The organism is Nocardia noduli (genome assembly GCF_019038455.1).
GTDB lineage: Bacteria > Actinomycetota > Actinomycetes > Mycobacteriales > Mycobacteriaceae > Nocardia > Nocardia noduli.
Map to the genome: position 1 here is coordinate 1 of NZ_JAFMPL010000015.1, position 16,431 is coordinate 16,431.

At 69.3% G+C, this 16,431-nt stretch carries 14 protein-coding genes; 5 read left to right on the forward strand and 9 right to left on the reverse strand.

All coding sequences use genetic code 11. From position 1 onward, the window contains the following. Window positions 1-235: 235 nt before the first annotated feature. The 3 genes from JZ792_RS11690 to JZ792_RS11700 form a co-directional block, all read right to left on the reverse strand. The gene (locus tag JZ792_RS11690) at window positions 236-661 is read right to left on the reverse strand and encodes a VOC family protein (RefSeq protein WP_308165259.1); all 426 of its coding nucleotides are present in this window, start codon (window positions 659-661) and stop codon (window positions 236-238) included. Between the two features lie 149 nt (window positions 662-810). Continuing rightward, window positions 811-1,524 (reverse strand): sensor domain-containing protein, encoded by a 714-nt coding sequence (locus JZ792_RS11695; RefSeq protein ID WP_216909873.1) that lies wholly within the window; start codon window positions 1,522-1,524, stop codon window positions 811-813. Beyond that, on the reverse strand, window positions 1,521-2,408 hold the full coding sequence (locus JZ792_RS11700; protein ID WP_216910063.1) for a hypothetical protein: 888 nt from the start codon (window positions 2,406-2,408) through the stop codon (window positions 1,521-1,523). The genes JZ792_RS11695 and JZ792_RS11700 overlap by 4 nt, the downstream gene beginning before the upstream one ends. 178 nt (window positions 2,409-2,586) lie before the next feature. Between JZ792_RS11700 and lspA the strand changes: the two genes are divergently transcribed. From lspA to JZ792_RS11715, 3 genes are read left to right on the forward strand one after another with little or no spacing between them, the layout of a single operon-like run. Next, complete coding sequence (gene lspA / locus JZ792_RS11705; protein WP_216909875.1) at window positions 2,587-3,378, forward strand: signal peptidase II; 792 nt, start codon at window positions 2,587-2,589, stop codon at window positions 3,376-3,378. Then, window positions 3,375-4,301: an RluA family pseudouridine synthase gene (locus tag JZ792_RS11710; protein WP_216909877.1), complete on the forward strand. Its 927-nt coding sequence runs from the start codon at window positions 3,375-3,377 to the stop codon at window positions 4,299-4,301. The genes lspA and JZ792_RS11710 overlap by 4 nt, the downstream gene beginning before the upstream one ends. Continuing rightward, window positions 4,294-5,061 (forward strand): hypothetical protein, encoded by a 768-nt coding sequence (locus tag JZ792_RS11715; RefSeq protein ID WP_254189676.1) that lies wholly within the window; start codon window positions 4,294-4,296, stop codon window positions 5,059-5,061. The genes JZ792_RS11710 and JZ792_RS11715 overlap by 8 nt, the downstream gene beginning before the upstream one ends. Here JZ792_RS11715 and JZ792_RS11720 read toward each other — a convergent pair. The 3 genes from JZ792_RS11720 to JZ792_RS11730 all read right to left on the reverse strand — a co-directional run bounded on the left by JZ792_RS11720 (window position 5,028) and on the right by JZ792_RS11730 (window position 8,773). Next, complete coding sequence (locus JZ792_RS11720; protein ID WP_216909880.1) at window positions 5,028-5,846, reverse strand: PhzF family phenazine biosynthesis protein; 819 nt, start codon at window positions 5,844-5,846, stop codon at window positions 5,028-5,030. The genes JZ792_RS11715 and JZ792_RS11720 overlap by 34 nt on opposite strands. A gap of 92 nt (window positions 5,847-5,938) precedes the next feature. After that, window positions 5,939-8,362 carry a cation-translocating P-type ATPase gene (locus tag JZ792_RS11725; protein ID WP_216909882.1) on the reverse strand — a complete coding sequence of 808 codons (2,424 nt, stop codon included), beginning with the start codon at window positions 8,360-8,362 and terminating at the stop codon, window positions 5,939-5,941. A gap of 63 nt (window positions 8,363-8,425) precedes the next feature. Further along, window positions 8,426-8,773, reverse strand: a complete 348-nt coding sequence (locus JZ792_RS11730) for a hypothetical protein (protein WP_216909884.1) — start codon at window positions 8,771-8,773, stop codon at window positions 8,426-8,428. A gap of 215 nt (window positions 8,774-8,988) precedes the next feature. On the opposite strand from JZ792_RS11730, the gene rarD reads away from it, so the two are divergent. Both rarD and JZ792_RS11740 read left to right on the forward strand, forming a co-directional pair. Then, the gene (rarD, locus tag JZ792_RS11735; protein ID WP_216909885.1) at window positions 8,989-9,900 is read left to right on the forward strand and encodes an EamA family transporter RarD; all 912 of its coding nucleotides are present in this window, start codon (window positions 8,989-8,991) and stop codon (window positions 9,898-9,900) included. Window positions 9,901-10,069: 169 nt separating this feature from the next. Then, window positions 10,070-10,984 carry an ADP-ribosylglycohydrolase family protein gene (locus JZ792_RS11740; protein ID WP_216910067.1) on the forward strand — a complete coding sequence of 305 codons (915 nt, stop codon included), beginning with the start codon at window positions 10,070-10,072 and terminating at the stop codon, window positions 10,982-10,984. Between the two features lie 33 nt (window positions 10,985-11,017). Here JZ792_RS11740 and JZ792_RS11745 read toward each other — a convergent pair whose 3' ends face one another. The 3 genes from JZ792_RS11745 to JZ792_RS11755 all read right to left on the reverse strand — a co-directional run bounded on the left by JZ792_RS11745 (window position 11,018) and on the right by JZ792_RS11755 (window position 16,368). Next, window positions 11,018-14,287, reverse strand: coding sequence for an arabinosyltransferase domain-containing protein (locus tag JZ792_RS11745; protein WP_308165261.1), 3,270 nt, complete (start codon window positions 14,285-14,287; stop codon window positions 11,018-11,020). A 169-nt stretch (window positions 14,288-14,456) separates the two neighbouring features. Further along, entirely contained in the window at window positions 14,457-14,987 is a 531-nt protein-coding gene (locus JZ792_RS11750; protein ID WP_498044249.1) for a WKL family lipoprotein, read from the reverse strand. A gap of 73 nt (window positions 14,988-15,060) precedes the next feature. Then, window positions 15,061-16,368: a DNA polymerase IV gene (locus tag JZ792_RS11755; protein WP_254189684.1), complete on the reverse strand. Its 1,308-nt coding sequence runs from the start codon at window positions 16,366-16,368 to the stop codon at window positions 15,061-15,063. Window positions 16,369-16,431 lie beyond the last annotated feature (63 nt).

Below are 16,431 nucleotides of genomic sequence, written 5' to 3' on the forward strand. Positions count from 1 at the left end.
TACAACCACCCCCTCACCGACCAACGAAACGCCCCCACCAGGGAGCGAGCCCGACGAGCGACGGTTCGCGGCCGTCTCGCGTCCGAGCGGTCGAAGCGCATGCGCCGAAGGCGCGAGTCTCGACCGCTCGGACGCGAGACATCAAGGCCGCGAACCACGCCGCGCCAGCGGCCAACATCACAGCATCTCGAGACCCACCCCTCACATACGAGAAATCAAGCGGCGGGCCCCGACCTCACCCGAACATGTCGGCCATCCGCCGGTCCATCTCCTCCGGCGACACATCCTCCACATGCGTGGCCACCGTCCACCGGTGCCCCCACGGATCCTCGAACGTCCCGCTGCGGTCACCGTAGAACTGGTCCGTCATGGGAGTGAGTTCCCTCCCACCCCCCGCCAGGGCGGCGGCGAACGCCGCGTCGGCGTCCGCCACGTAGACGTGCAGGTTCACCGGTGTACCACCGACCGTCTTCGGGTCGAGGAATTCCATGTCGGGTGCGGGGTCGCCGAGCATGATGACCGACTCGCCCAGCGTCAGTTCGCAGTGCGCGATCTTGCCGTCGGGACGCGGCATCCGCATCCGTTCGACGGCTCCGAATACGGTTTTGTAGTAATCGATGGCGTCGGCGGCTCCGTCGACCGCCAGCCCGGGTGAGACCACCGGATATCCATCGGGAACTGATTTGACAGTCGGCATGGCAGACCTCCGATCGTGGCGAATATCGGCTCTGTTGCGAGCCTATTCCCCGCGTGTCTCGGATCAAGCCCTGTTCGACCGAAAGTTCCGCGAATTCTCGATATCGATCGGCGCTAGGAGCCGGGGACCTGTTTCAGGCTGCGGACCTGCGCGGCGGTGAGATCGGTGAGCACGCCGGGGTCGACCGATTCCGGTGCGGTCACCGACACCTGGGTGAGGGTATTGCCGACCTGGACCAGCGAGACCAGCGAGACGAGGGTGAATCCTTCGCTGGTCAGCCGTAGCTGGAACGAGGTCGACGCGTCGCCCGCCGCGGGTTGTTCGAGTCCGCCGAGGCGATAGTCGATCGCCGCTTGGTCGGCATCGGTTCCGGAATAGCTGGTGCATTTACGCAATGTCTGCTGCACCTCGTCGAACGCACCGGAGAGTTTGTCGTTCGGGAAAGTCGCGGCGTCGATATCGATACTCGAGAAGTTCGGTCCGTTGAATCCGACCGCGTATCTGGTGAGCGCGTCCGGGCGCTGTCGTGCGAGCGGTTGCAGAACCTCGGCGCATTCGGCGGGCCGGGTCGCCGCGCCACCGGAGCCGGAGAGTCCGAGAGCGGATTCGGGCACCTGTTCCATGCCCGACGGCAGGTCCTCCGGGCCGAGCAACAGCTGACCGAGGACGACCACCTCGGTGATGGGCGGTCCCGTCGCGGGCGCCGCGGCGACGATCGGGCCGAGCGCGGGCAGCGCCGGGCCGTCGTCGTCGGTCGAATCCGATCCGCATCCGGCCAGCAGTGCCGTGCTCATGGCGGCGAGCAGCACCGCCCCGCCCCTGGTCACTCGGTCCACGTGACCTGCGTGGTGATCGTCTGTTGCAGATTGCTCGCGCTGCGCGGGTCGCGGTAGGCCTGGTGGCCGCCGACGGTGATCGATCCCGACACCGGCAGCGGCAGTCCGAGGTCGACCGTGATGGTGCCGGTGCCCTCCATCGTGTAGTCCTCGATGTCGAGGATGCCCGCGTCGTTGGGCAGTGCCCACACCTCGGCCTTGGGCATCTGCACCACGTGCAGATCGATGGTGAGTCGATCGCCGTCGATGCCGGTCAGGGTCGCGGTCGTCACCTGGTCGAGTGCGACGCCACCGTCCACCTCCTGGTGCACGGTCCAGATCGCGCCTTCGCCGATCGGCTCGTCGGGGAACATGATCGAGCGATAGACCGCTTGGTAGAAAGCCTGTTCCAGGGCCGCGCGCGCCGAGTTGGAGGTGTCGGGCGACGGCGCGAGCCGCAGCGCGGTGATGGCGCCGTCGTCGCTGAAGTCGAATCCGGCGTGGGTTCCGCCGATGGCGGTGAGCGCCTTGCTGAGCGAGGGGTCGGGGCTGGTGACCGCGCCGATCGTCAGGTCGACGCCCTCGACGCCCGCCTGCGCCGTCATCGGAATGGTCAGCGCGGGCGTCGAGAAGTCGCGTACCGGTTGATCGTTGATCTGCTGTTGGATCCGATGGTCGGTACAGAGGGTGACCTGCTGGGTGGTGCCCGCGGCATAGCGCGGACGCAGTACCGCGCGCGGTTCGGCGCCGGGCGAGACGATGCTCGCGGCCGACGCCGAGATCGGCACGGTCACTTCCTTGCCGATGCCGAGTGGTTCGGTGCCGTCGGTGGCGACCGCCGCGTCGGAATCGTCGCCGCAGCCGACGCCGAAGGCCGAGAGCCCGACCGCGAGCATCACGAGCAGTACGCCCGAGCGCGCGATGCGGGGTACGTGGGGGGAAGACAACACCGTCACATGGCACAGCGTACGACCGCTTCCTGAGTGTCAGCTGGGACATCCTGATACCCGCTCGCCACACCGTCGCGAACACGCCGCACCGGAGGCGCGGAGCGGGCGGGTACGCGCTCGAGAGATGATGAACGTCGTGAGTGACGACCGGCCGACCGAGGACAACACCGCTGACCGCGCGGTGCCGCTACCCGACGACGCGCAATCGCCGACCGGGGAACCGGCCGCGGCCGCCGCGCCGACCGACGACGTGGCACCACTCGCGACCGACGGACGGCCCAGGCGACTCGGGGCCCTGTTGCTCGTCGCCGTCGTGCTGTACGGACTCGATCTGCTGACCAAGACCATCGTGGTCGCCAATCTCACCCCGGGCGAGCCGGTCTCGATCATCGGCGATTTCGCCCGTTTCACCCTGGTGCGCAACCCGGGCGCGGCGTTCTCCATGGCGACGGGCATGACCTGGCTGCTGACCCTGGTCGCCACCGCCGTGGTGATCGGCGTGATCAGGATCGGCCGTACGCTGCGCTCCCCGTGGTGGGCGATCGGGCTCGGCATGGTGCTCGGCGGCGCTCTCGGCAATCTGACCGACCGGCTGTTCCGCGCGCCGGGCCCGTTGCAGGGACACGTGGTCGATTTCGTCGCGGTCGGCTGGTGGCCGGTGTTCAACGTGGCGGATTCGGCGATCGTGTGCGGCGCGATCCTGCTGGTGGTGCTGACGGTGTTCGGTTTCGAACCGGACGGCACGAGGACCGGACGCGATTCCGTGGACGGCGGCACCGACGAGGCGAAGCCGGACGACCGGACGATCACGAGCGATTCGAACGACTCCGGCGACACCGCGTCCGACCGGCCCCCGACCGAGGGTTCGGCCGGGGCGAGCGGTGCGAAGAGCGCCGGACAGGAGAACGCCGCGTGAGGGAAACCAGAACGATGCCGGTGCCCGACGGACTCGACGGGATGCGGGTGGACGCGGGGCTGTCGCGGCTGCTCGGCCTCTCGCGCACCGCGGTGGTCGCGCTGACCTCCGACGGGGCGGTCCACTTGGACGGCGTGCCCGCGGGCAAATCCGACCGGCTGGTCGCGGGCGCGTGGCTCGAAGTCGAATTCCCCGAACCCAAACGCGAATTGACCATCGAGGCCGAACCGGTCGAGGGGATGCGGATCCTCTACGCCGACGACGATATCGTCGCGGTCGACAAGCCGGTCGGCGTCGCCGCCCATACCGGCGTCGGCTGGACCGGACCGACCGTGGTCGGCGGACTCGCCGCGGCGGGCTACCGGATCTCCACCTCGGGCGCGCACGAGCGCCAGGGCATCGTGCACCGACTCGATGTCGGCACGTCGGGGGTGATGGTGGTCGCGCAGTCCGAGCACGCCTACACCGTGCTCAAGCGCGCGTTCAAACAGCGGACCGTCGACAAGCGCTATCACGCGCTGGTGCAGGGTCATCCCGATCCGAGCAGCGGCACCATCGACGCGCCGATCGGCCGGGCGCGCGGCAACGCCTGGAAATTCGCCGTCACCGCCGACGGACGGCCGAGCATCACCCACTACGACACCATCGAGGCGTTCCAGGCCGCGAGTCTGCTCGACATCCATCTGGAAACCGGCCGCACCCATCAGATCCGGGTGCATTTCTCGGCGGTCCGCCACCCCTGCTGCGGTGATCTCACCTACGGCGCCGATCCGCGCCTGGCCGAACGGCTCGGCCTGCAACGGCAGTGGCTGCACGCCCACACCCTCGGCTTCCACCATCCCGCCGACGGCCGGTATCTCGAGATCGCCAGCGAGTACCCCGACGATCTGAAACACGCGCTGAGCGTCCTGCGCGATGCCTGATCCGTCCGCTTCCGAACGCGACGTCGACCGTGCGGCGGCCCTCGCCGCACGGTCGGATGTCGCCGAATCGGAAGCGGGCAGGCCGCTCGTCGTGCGTGCCGCGCTGATCGCGCTCGGCGTGATCGCGCTGGTGGCAGGCATGGTGGTGCTGGGTGAGCTGAATCCGCCTCGGCCGATCGCCGTCTCGACCGACCGGCTCGGCCCCGAACGTGAAGAGCCGGTGGCGGACTATCTGACGCGGGCGCGCGATTCGCTCGCGGGTGCCGACGACGGCGAACGGTGGGCGCTGGTGTCGTTCACCGAGGAGATCCGACCCGAACGGATTCCGGCCTACGGCGGCGGCCTGCGGATCGCGCAGGTGCTGCACCGGGTGCCGACCCCCGACGCTCGATCCCCGCTGGTGACCGTCGCGGTGCCCGCCGGGGACGCGGTGGCCGTCGCCTCCGCGCGGTCGGCGGCGTCGCAACTGCTCGCCACGCTCGACCCGAGCGAGCCCGGCGCGGTGGACGACGGCTCCCGCGAGGCGGTCACCGAATCGGCGCGGGCGCTCGAGGCCGGATGTGCCTGCACGGTCGGACTCGTCGTCCGCGGCCGACTGCCACAGCTGCGGGATACGGCCGCCGTCGCCGGTGTGCGCGCGGTCGAGGCGCTGCCCGCCGACGCGGTCGCCGGGCGGTTCGCGGTGACGCCGCTGCTGCCCGCCCCGCACGACCCCGAACCGGGTACTCAGTCGGGCAGCGTCACCACGCCGTCCAGATAGCGGCGGCACCGCCCGAGCAGCAGCACCCGGTCCCCGACCAGTTCACAGCGCAAGGTACCGCCGCGCCGGGACAGCTGTCGTGCCACCAGCGCTTTGCGACCGATCACGCGCGCCCACAGCGGAACCAGTTGGGCGTGCGCGGATCCGGTGACCGAATCCTCCGGGACGCCGAGCCCGGGCGCGAAGACGCGCGAGACGATATCGACGTCGTCACCGCGCGCGGTCAGCACCGCGGCGCCGGGCAGTGGCGGAAACGCGGCGAGTATCGGACGGGCGCGGCGCACTTCGGCCTCGGTGGCGACCACGATCACCTCGTCCGGCCCGGAGAACGCGCGCACCGGCCGCACACCGAGTGCGGCGACCAGCGCGGGCGGCGGCTCTATCTCCACGGATTCGACCGAGGGCAGATCGAGGACGTACTCGTCGTCGTCGGTGCGGTCGACGTGCACCCAACCGCCCCTGGTGTAGAAACTGACCATATCGGCGCCGGGGTGGGCGTCCTCCAGGATCTGCGCCGCGGCGGCCAGGGTCGCGTGACCGCACATGTCGATCTCGGCCGCCGGACTGAACCACCGCAGATGGAAAACCGGTCTGCCCTCGGGCGGTTCCCCCGCCTCGGGGGGCAGCCGCGAGGTGTAGAAGGCTGTTTCGGCGAGGCTGTTCCCCTCCGCCAGATTTCGCAGCAACTCGTCCGGCAGCCAGCTACGCAGCGGCATGACCGCGGCCGGGGTGCCCGAGAACGGTGCGTCGGCGAACGCGTCGATCCGGTGCAGCAGAACCTCCATATCGGAGAAGGTACTCCAACACCGAATGACCGCTTCGCACAAGGTTTCTCGTGGCGCGGCGGGTCGGGTGTCCAGTTGCCCGCCGCGTGGACTCAGGCGCTGCCGCCGGGCGAGACCGGAACGAGCGTGGGCTGCTCCCCGCTGATCGCCGTGCTGATCCACCAGGCGATCTCGACCAGGACGATGCCGACGGCGCCGCAGATGAACGCCGCGGTGGTGAGCCCGACATTCGAGGGATCGAGTTTGAAGAACTCCCGGGTGAACGGCACCGTGAACAGCACCAGATAGGCCAGGATCGAGGTCGCGATGAGGACGACCTTCCACCACACGTAGGGCCGCGCCACGATGGCGAGCACCCAGACCGCGATCATGATCAAGGTGATGAGCGCGGTCGTACCCGCCTGCACCTTCTGCTCCTCGGTCGCGTCCGCTCCCGCGTAGGCGATCAGGTAGGCCACGAAGGTGGCGACGCCGATCACGATGCCCGACGGAATCGCCAATCGCATGACGCGCCCGACGAATCCGCTGCGCGCCCGTTCGTTGTTCGGGGCCAGCGACAGGATGAAGGCCGGGATGCCGATGGTGAACCAGGCCGCGATCGTGACGTGCCTGGGCAGGAACGGGTAACCGATCGGGTCGTAGCCGAAGATCTGCGATCCGACACCGGCCAGCCCGACCAGGAAGGCGAGCAGCACCGAGTACACGGTCTTGGTGAGGAACAGGTTCGAGACCCGCTCGATATTGCCGATCACCCGGCGGCCCTCGCCGACCACGTAGGGCAGGGTCGCGAATTTGTTGTCGAGCAGCACGATCTGGGCCACGGCGCGGGTCGCCGGACTGCCCGAACCCATCGCCACGCCGATATCGGCGTCCTTGAGCGCCAGTACGTCGTTCACACCGTCACCGGTCATGGCGACGGTGTGGCCGCGTGATTGCAGCGCGGCCACCATGGCGCGCTTCTGATCGGGGCGGACCCGGCCGAAGGTGGTCCGGCGTTCCAGCACATCGGCGAGTCGCGCACGGTCCTCGGGCAATTCGCGGGCGTCGACCGCATGATCGCCGCCCGGCAGTTCCAGCGACGTCGCCACCGCGCCGACCGACACCGCGTTGTCGCCGGAGATCACCTTGATCGAAACATTCTGCTCGGCAAAGTATTCGAGGGTTTCCCTGGCGTCGGGGCGCACCTTCTGTTCGAGCACGATCAGGGCGGCGGGCCGCACCGTGCTCGGCGCGTCGGCCGCGTCGACGGGACGGTCGCCGCGGGCGAGCAGAAGGATGCGCAGGCCCGACGATCCCAGTTCCTCCGCGACGCGGGCATCCTCGGAGGACGGGTCGAGCAGTACATCCGGCGCTCCGAGCAGCCAGTCGCCGTGCTCGCCGTAGGAGATGCCGCTCCACTTCTTGGCCGAGGAGAACGGCGCGACGGCCGTGCTCTGCCAGCCCGGTCCCGCGTCGAGGCCTTCGCCGATGGCCTGCACGCTGGCGTTCGGGCGCGGATCGTCGGCGGCCAACGCGCTCGCCGCCCGGCGCACCTCGTCGTCGTCGAAACCGTCGAGCGTCATTATCCGCGAGAGCCGCATGCCGTTCTCGGTGAGCGTGCCGGTCTTGTCCGCGCAGACCACGTCGACGCGCGCCAAACCCTCGATCGCGGGCAGTTCCTGGACCAGGCACTGCCTGCGTCCGAGCCGGACCACACCGACCGCGAAGGCCACCGAGGTCATCAGGACGAGCCCTTCGGGCACCATCGGCACCAACGCCGCGACCATGCCCGTCACGGCGGGCCGCCAGCTCTCACCACTCGAGACCAGCTGGTTGTAGATGCTCAACAGACCGGCGGGAATCAGCAGGTAGGTGATGACCTTGAGGATGGTGTCGATGCCGCTGCGCAGCTCCGATTTCACCAGGGTGAACTTGCTCGCCTCGTCGGCGAGTTTGGCGGCGTAGGCCTCGCGCCCGACTTTGGTCGCCCGGTAGGCGCCGCTGCCCGAGACCACGTAACTACCCGACATCACCTGGCTGCCGATCGCCTTGTCGACCGGGTCGGCCTCACCGGTGAGCAGCGATTCGTCCACTTCGAGCAGCGCGGATTCCTCGGTCACGCCGTCGACGACGATCTGATCGCCCGGGCCGAGTTCGATCAGGTCGTCGAGCACCACCTCGCGCGGTGCGATCTGGGCCGCGATCCCGTCCCTGCGCACCGTCGGCTTGGCCTGGCTCACGATCGCGAGTTGATCCAGTGTCCGCTTCGCCCGGACCTCCTGGATGATGCCCACCGCGCTGTTGGCGACGATCAGCAGGCCGAACATGCCGTCGATCACCGATCCGGTGGACAGGACAAGGACGAACAGCACACCGAGAATGGCGTTGATCCGGGTGAAGACGTTGGCCCGGATGATCTCGCGCACCGAGCGACTGGCCCGGTCCGGCACGTCGTTGGTCAGTCCGTCGCTACGACGTCGCTCGACCTCCGCAGCCGTGAGTCCGTTGGCTTTCGGCGCCTGCACCGTTGTCGACATGCAGGCAAGCCTAGCCACGGTCTCGGCCCCACAGGGGACCGAGGCCGTGGGGATTTCCCGCCGTCAGGGCAGGGTCACCAACTCGACCCGCGCCCTGACATCGGAACCGCTGGTGCACTCGATCTGCACGGTGCTCCCCGGCGGGAAATGCAGGTCCTGCGGCAGCGGCGCACCCCGGGGCGCGGCGAAGTAGGTGGGTGGATTGAGCGAGGCCCCACCGCACCACCATCCGGTCGGCGGACCACCCGGTCCCGGCTCTATGCGCACGATCCCGCCCGGTAACAGCGTGTAGGTCGGTGCGGGCGGCGGGTAGTTACCCGCGCTGCCCGTGCCCGCCGTGCCGCTTCCCGCGCCGAGCAGACCGAGCGCGATCGACACCGAGGCGACGGCGCAGGTACGAAGTAGTTTCAAAGGGGACCCCTCCGGATAGAACATTTCCCCGACACGCCGAGAAACATACCTCCCGGACTGTTATTTTGCACTTCGCCCGGCGGGCCGAAATTCCCACGCCCACACCGGAACCGCGGACCGCGGCGAAAACGACGACGGTGACCTCGTACACCGTCCCCGAATAAACAGACCGATCGGTTCCTAATGGTTCACGGGGGCGAAGTACCGTGAGACGAGTGCGGCGAGTCGAGGTTCCCGGTGTTGCGTTCGGCGCGAGCGCCTATCTGATCTGGGGGCTGTTTCCCGCGTTCTTCGGGCTGCTCGCCTTCGCGAGCGCCGCCGAGGTGGTGGCGCAGCGGATCGTGTGGACGCTGGTGCTGGTATCGATCGTGCTCGTCGTCTCCGGGCGGCTGCGCGAGTTACGCGGCATCGACGGCAGGACATGGCGAATGGCGGCGCTGGCCTCGGCGGCGCTGTCGATCAATTGGGGCACCTACGTCTTCGGCGTGACCTCGGGACACGTGGTGGAATGCGCGCTCGGCTACTTCATCAACCCGCTGGTCACCGTCGCGTTCGGGGTGGTCATCTTCCGCGAGCGGCTCGCGAAGGCGCAGTGGGCGGCACTCGGGCTCGGCGCGGTCGCCGTGGCGGTACTGACCGTCGACTACGGCAGGCCACCCGTCATCGCGCTGGTGCTCGCGTGTTCCTTCGCCGTCTACGGACTGGTCAAGAAGGTCATCCGGCTCGACGCGCTACGCGGGATCGCCGCCGAAGGTATCGTCGCCGCGCCGTTCGCGCTGGGCTTCATCCTGGTACTCGTGCTGACCGGCCGCAGCGAATTCGATTCCGGCCCCGCCCACACCGCACTGATGGTCTCGACCGGTCCGGTGACACTGGTTCCGCTGCTGCTGTTCGCGATTGCCGCGCAACGGGTTCCGCTGTCGACCATGGGGCTGCTGCAATACCTGACACCCGCGTTGCAGATGGCATGGGGCGTCGCGGTCGTCCACGAACCGATGCCCGCCTCGCGCTGGGCCGGTTTCGCCCTGATCTGGGCCGCACTGGCGATCTTCACCGCCGACGCCCTCACCCGCGCCCGCCGCGCCCGGCGCCCCGCCTCGAAACCGGTCCCCGAAGCCCCGATCTGACAGACCCACTGCGCGAGACCCATTCCGTCCACCGCCGAACCGGGTTCGCGCGGAGCATCTTTCGTCACCGCCAGACAGAAAAACCGGCCCACCTCTGTCACATCGGGACAGCGGAACAACAGCCCGATCTCGGGTACATTGTCCGATCGACGCGGTATCGAGGGGTTGGATCAGGTTGGACGACAGGCAGTGGGACCGGGTAGCCGGAGCCTTGCTCGGAACCGCGGCGGGCGACGCGCTCGGTGCCGGATACGAATTCACCTATCCGGACGCCGAAGCCGAAATCGGCATGATCGGCGGCGGCATGTGCCGCTGGGCGCCCGGCGAATGGACCGACGACACATCGATGGCGATCGCGGTCGCCCAGGCCGCCGAACCCGGACCGGGCATCGACCTCGACGCGGTGGCCGCGGGCTTCGTCCGCTGGTTCGATTTCGACCCGCCCGACATCGGCGTCCAGACCGCCAAAGTACTCGCCGCCCGCCCGAAATCCGCGCGCGAGATGCAGATACAGGCCATGACGATCGAAGGCCGCACCGGCGGCAACGGATCGCTCATGCGCACCGCCCCCGTCGCGCTCGCCTACCTCGACGACGCCGAGGAATGCGTCCGCATGGCCGGAATCGTCAGCGCGCTCACCCACCACGACCAGCAGGCGATCGAAGCCTGCAAGATCTGGACCTACGCCATCCGGCACGCCGTACTCGCCGGAAATTTCGACGGCGTACGCGACTACGTCGCACGATCCGCGAGCGCCGACTACTGGAACCGCCTGCTCGACGCCGCCGAAACCGGAGCACCCACCGACTTCGCGCACAACGGCTGGGTCGTCCACGCCCTCCAGACAGCGTGGTGGGCCATCACGACCGCCGACGCCTCCGGCCCCGCCCACCTGCCACTGGCCCTGGAACTGTGCGTACGCGCGGGCGGCGACACCGACACCACCGCCGCCATCGCGGGCGCTCTGCTCGGCGCCCGATGGGGCGCGTCCGCCGTACCGCAACGCTGGCGGTCCCTGCTGCACGGCTACCCCGGCCTCACCGGCGAAGACCTCGTCGCCCTCGCCATCCGAACAGCTGGATAGTTGGCGGCCCGGGGGCAGCGGGTTCGCGGCCGGCTACCAGACGGTGCTGAGTTCGCCCGGGGTCCAGAGTCCGGAGTGGTCCCGTTGAGTGATCACCGGATCGGCGGGGACGGCGTCGGGGGCGATCCTGGTCAGCTGCTGCAATTCGCCCCAGTCCCTGCGCCAGTCGTGGTTCAGGTAGGTGGCCAGGGTTCGGGCGCGCAGCAGCATGTCCGACCAGCCGAGAGGGCCGCCCTTGTCGTGGCTCTGCCACAGCGTGGTGATCTCGGCGCCGGGGCGGTCCGGCAGGATGCGGTAGGCGGGGATCTCGGCGATGCCGTGGCGGTGGTCGTAGGGGCGCTGGCCGGGGAATTGGAGGCCGACCATCCAGTCGGTGAGGACCGGGGTGCGGGAGCCGACCAGGTCGCGCAGTGTGGTTGTCTGCGGCACGCGCGGCGGGGTCAGGGCCAGCCACTGGGCCGGGTTGCGGTCGCGGTCGACGGCGACGACGCGGATGACGTCGGCCGAGGGCGGGATATCGGTGAACGGCACCCGCAGGTTGCGCCACGAAGGGGCGGGGCCGATATCGATCGGGGCCACCCGGCCCGCGGCGCGCGCGGTCGAATCGGAATCGGTCGTGCCGTATTCGATCTCGAGTGTCTGTCCCACGGTGACGACACCGTCGGCGTCCACCGACCGGATCCGGCCCGCCGCGCTCAGCGCGACGATGCCCGCGCGATGGTCCGGCGCGGGCAGCCGGTACCACCCGGTGGTGAGTTCGGCGGGGCCCGCGTCACCGGATCGGTAGCTGCCGAGCACCGGGGTGGTGACGGGATCGAGGCCGAAGGGCAGGGCGGCGCTCGCGGTGCCGGATCCCGTTCCGGCGCGGGAACTGTCGGTGTTCAACGCGTCGGCGATGCTGCCGACCGAACCGGTCGCCTCGTCGTCGGGGCGCAGGTCGTTCGCCACACCCGACGGGGTGAATCCGGTTCCGGTCCCGGCCAGCGTGGTGAACGCGTCGCCGGTGAGCGGACGTAGCATTCCCGCGTTCGGGTCCGCTTCGACCAGTACGTGTCCGGCCAGGCCCGACGGGTCGCCGGTGACGGCGTCGAAGTTGGAGCGCGCGAGCGAGAACGCGGGGCCCTGGGCGACGGCGGCCTTCGCGAAGGACCCCAGATCCCACACCACGAGCAGCGCGAGCGCGATGGTCAGCGGCGGCAACAGCGAGACCCGCCAGGCGAGACGCGAAACCCGGTGCGGTGTACCGGGTTCCGGTGCCCGTACCTGCCACCACGCCGCCACCGCGAGCAGTGCGAGGGCCAGCCACAGGAACAGCTGATTCACCGCGAAACCGGCCACCACCGGCGGTTTGTCCCACCACGGCATGCCGTAGGAGGACACGTACCACCACTCGTTGGGACCGGAGAACACCAGCGCCAGCAGGAAGGCGACCACGGCGGCGAAGAGGGCCCGATTACGCGGCGTGCGCAGTACCCGTGGGCCGACCGCCATCGCGGTCAGCACCGCGACGGCGCCCGCGACACCGGCGAAGACACCGAAGTGGTGGGTCCACTTGGTCGGCGTGATCATGATGAGCACCAGCGCGCCCGCGGTGGTGCCGAGTATCCGCCGCGACGGCCCGGCCGCGGTACGCGGAATCCGGCCGCCCTTGCGCAGCACCATCACCACGCAGACCACGAGACCGGCGAGCAGCGCGAAGATGCCGATCCGCCGACCGACCGAACCGTCGGTCTCGCCCTGGAACAGGTACTGGTAGCGCAGATACTCCTGGTACCAGGGCACATCGGGGCCGATGATGTGGTGCACGCGCTGCATCTCGAGCGCGGCGGCGATCGGCTGGTCGGCGAACGCGATCGCCAGCACCAGCAGCCCGGCCGCGACCAGGGGCGCGAGCAGCACGGCGAAACCGAGCAGCCACCGCCCCGGACGCAGGCCCGGGCCGACGCGCTCGATGACGATGCGCGCCACCGGCCGCAATCCCGCGAGCAGCGCCGCGATACAGATGACACCGGACGGTCCCGCCGTCACGGTGAAGGCCGCGACCAGTACCGCGACCGCGGCGGGCAGCATCCGCCGCGTCGCGATCGCGCGCTCGACCGCGCACCACGTCAGCAGCAGGCCCAGCGCGACGGGCGGTTCCGGGCGCAGACCGTTGTCGTAGGCCATCCACACGGTGAGGAAGCCGAACGCGCCGGTCCACCGGGCGACCGCGCTGTGACGCACCGCGACCCCGAGCCGGGGCACGACGACGCGGCTGAGCAGCAGCCAGATGAACACCCCGCACAGCAGCGCGGGCAGGCGTACCCACGGACTCGCCGTCGATATCTGCGCCATGACCCGGATGAGGTCGTAGTAGGGCGTGCCGACCGGATTCTCGGGGACGCCGAAGTAGGCGAAATAGTTGGCCATGTAGCCCGAAGCGCCCGAAGCGCGGGCCATGCCGAGCTGATAACCGTCGTCGGAGGTGGTCGAACCGATGAAATGCCAGATCACCAGTGACGACACGACGACGCCGTCGAGAATCGTGAACTGCCGCAGCAGCGAGAAGGGACGCCGCCGCGTCGGCCGCATGCCGTCACGCCGGTCCAGCCGCGCCAGCGCGATCAGCGATACCGCGGTCGCCAGGACGGCCAGCCAGATCGCCGCGCGTTTGAGCGGCGTCGGGGACGAGGAGAACCTGGTATCGAGTTCGGCCGTGACCCGAGTGCCGTCGGCGACGGCCAGATCGCTGAAGATGCCGACCATCTGCGGACGGAAATCCCCGGTCAGGGTGACCGGCGTGACGCCGGAGGCGCTGAGGGTCGCGGTCGCCGTCGCGTTGTCGGCGTCCACGGTGAGGACGCAGCCGGGTTCGAGTCGATCGAGCGCGACGGTGAACAGCGCCTGATTGCGCAACACCACGTCGAGCCGGGCCGGGGTGTCCTCGGAGCGAGCCTGCACCTGGGCGATGAATCCGTACCTGGCCAGGTCGGGGGCTCCGGTCGGGCCGGTCGCCGCGAGCACTCCGCCGTCGGCCGCGAGCCGATCGATCGCCGCGCACGGCACCGTCGCGTGGAAGGTGGACGGCGCGTAGGCGATCAGCGGCGCCTCGATACTGCGCGTCGAATCCGCCTGCGGCCAGGACAGCGTCGCCGCGTCCACCCGGATCGGGAGCAGCGGCACCGCGATCGCGCAGAGCGCGCCGATCAGTGCCGCGATGAGGGCGACAGGAGCAGCCCAGCCTCCGCGCGCGACGCGCGGTCCCGTCCCGTTGTCGATTTCCCGGACGGACGGCTGCCCCGCCCACACCATCGTGTCAGCCACGGAGGGTGATGGTAACCATCATTCCTGAGAGCGAAAACCGTTGCCGGTACCGCGCAGTCGCTCTCGTCCCGGATCCGGCCTTCTGGCCTGCGCGTTCACCGGAAATAACCGATCGGAAACATGTGGAGGGCGCCCGGCCCGACGGACCGGAACGCCCTCCACATCGATCTCAGCTGCAGGCGGTCGACTGCTGACCGAGGGCGGCCAGCATCTGGCAGGCCCACGCCTTCTGGACCTTCCACACACCGTCCTCGGCGACGAACGGCACGTCGGCGATGTTCTCCTGGCCGTTCAGGACGACCTTGGCCTTGGCGTTGATGGTGTCACCGAACGCCGTGACCTCGGTGACCTCGACCGAGGCATTGGTGGCCGTGTACGCCTCGGCCAGGCGGTTCGGCAGCTCCGGATCGGCCTCGGCGCCCTGCACCATGTTCAGCTTCTCGGAGTTGGGCACCGAGGGGTCGAGCGCTTTCTGCAACTGTGCGTTCAACTCCGCCACGCTCGGAACCGGCGGCACGTTCGCCGCGGCGGTGGCCTTCGCACTGGTCGACGTCTTGGTCGGCTTGGCGGTGTCGCTCTTGTCGTCGCTGCCGCATGCGGTCATGCTCAGAGCGGCGACAACGGCGAGGCCGGCGATCGCGATGCGTCCAGTCTTACGAAGCTTCAACTGCTCGTCCTTTGCGTTCGAGTAGGTGGTCACGGGAAGTACCCCGACATCGCCGCGCGGCATCGATGTTCACCGGCGGCGCTGCACGGCTCACACAGGTTACCGGTCAGTGGAGACTACCGAGCGGATCCGCCCGGGACAGACTGATGTCGTCGGCGCTGAAGGTACGCGCTGGACCCGGCCCTGTCGAGCTTGTCTCGAACCGTACGGTAACCACGCCGAGTCCCGCGCCCTGCACCCACCCGTGCCCGAATTCCGGATGTGACACATCCATTCCGGGAAACCAGGGCGCGCGACCGTCACCACCCGCGCCTACCGACTCGGCGACAGGCTCTGAGCCCCAACCGGTTTCGGCGACGTCCTCGATCGGCATCTGGTCGAGTTCGGGGAACAGCGATTCCTGGCGCACCGTCGAGAGTCCGCCGAATCCCACGCCCACCAGCCGGATCGGGCCGAGTTCGGCCGGATCGATCGCCGAACGCTGCGCCGCGGTGCCGAGGGTGATCGGATCGGTGGTCGCGTACGGGAGTGTGAACGATCGGGTCACGATGCTCATATCCGATTTCCTGAGTTTGAGTACCACGGTGCGCGCGGCGCGTCCGTCCTTCTCCAGGCGACGGTGCGCGGCGGCCGTCATCGCCTCGATCGCGGATCGGAGACCGGCCATGGTGACGATATCGGTGGCGAATGTGGTCTCGGCGCTGATCTGTTTGGCCTCCGCGCGTTCGGCGACCGGGCGATCGTCGATTCCGCGCGCCAGCCGGTGCATCGATGACCCCACGCTGCCGCCGAGAATCGACACCGCCTCCTGCTCGGGCAGTGCCGCGAACGCGCCGACGGTCTCGATGCCGAGCGATCGCAGTTTCGCCTCGGCCACCGGTCCGATCCCCCACAGCTTGCGCACCGGCAGCCCTTCCAGCAGTTCTCGCTGTTCGACGGGCGAAATCACGCGGATACCATCGGGTTTGGCCAGTCCGGAGGCGATCTTGGCGAGTTGTTTCCCGGTACCGGCCCCGACCGAGGCCACGAGTCCGGTCCGTTCGAGGACCAGCGACCGCAGTTCGGCGCAGAATGCGTGCACGGCGGCGGTACTCGCCCCGGCGAGTTCGACGGGTTCGCCGAACGCCTCGTCGAACGACAACGTCTCCAGCACCGGAATCCGGCCGCGCAACGCGTCGAAGACCCGGCCGCTGACGACGCCGTAGACGACACCGCGCGCGGGCACCACCACGGCCGCGGCCCCGACGAGCCGCCTGGCCTGATGCATCGGCATCGCCGAGCGCGCGCCGAAAACCCGCGCCTCGTAACTCGCGCCGGCCACCACGCCGCGACCGCCCGCGCCGCCGACGAGCACCGGCCGACCGCGCAGGGTCGGCCGGGTCAGCTGTTCGACCGAGGCGAAGAAGGCATCCATATCGATGTGGAGCACCCAGCGGCGCGCGACCCGATCGGCGTGATCGGGTGGGTAGGGCTGTCG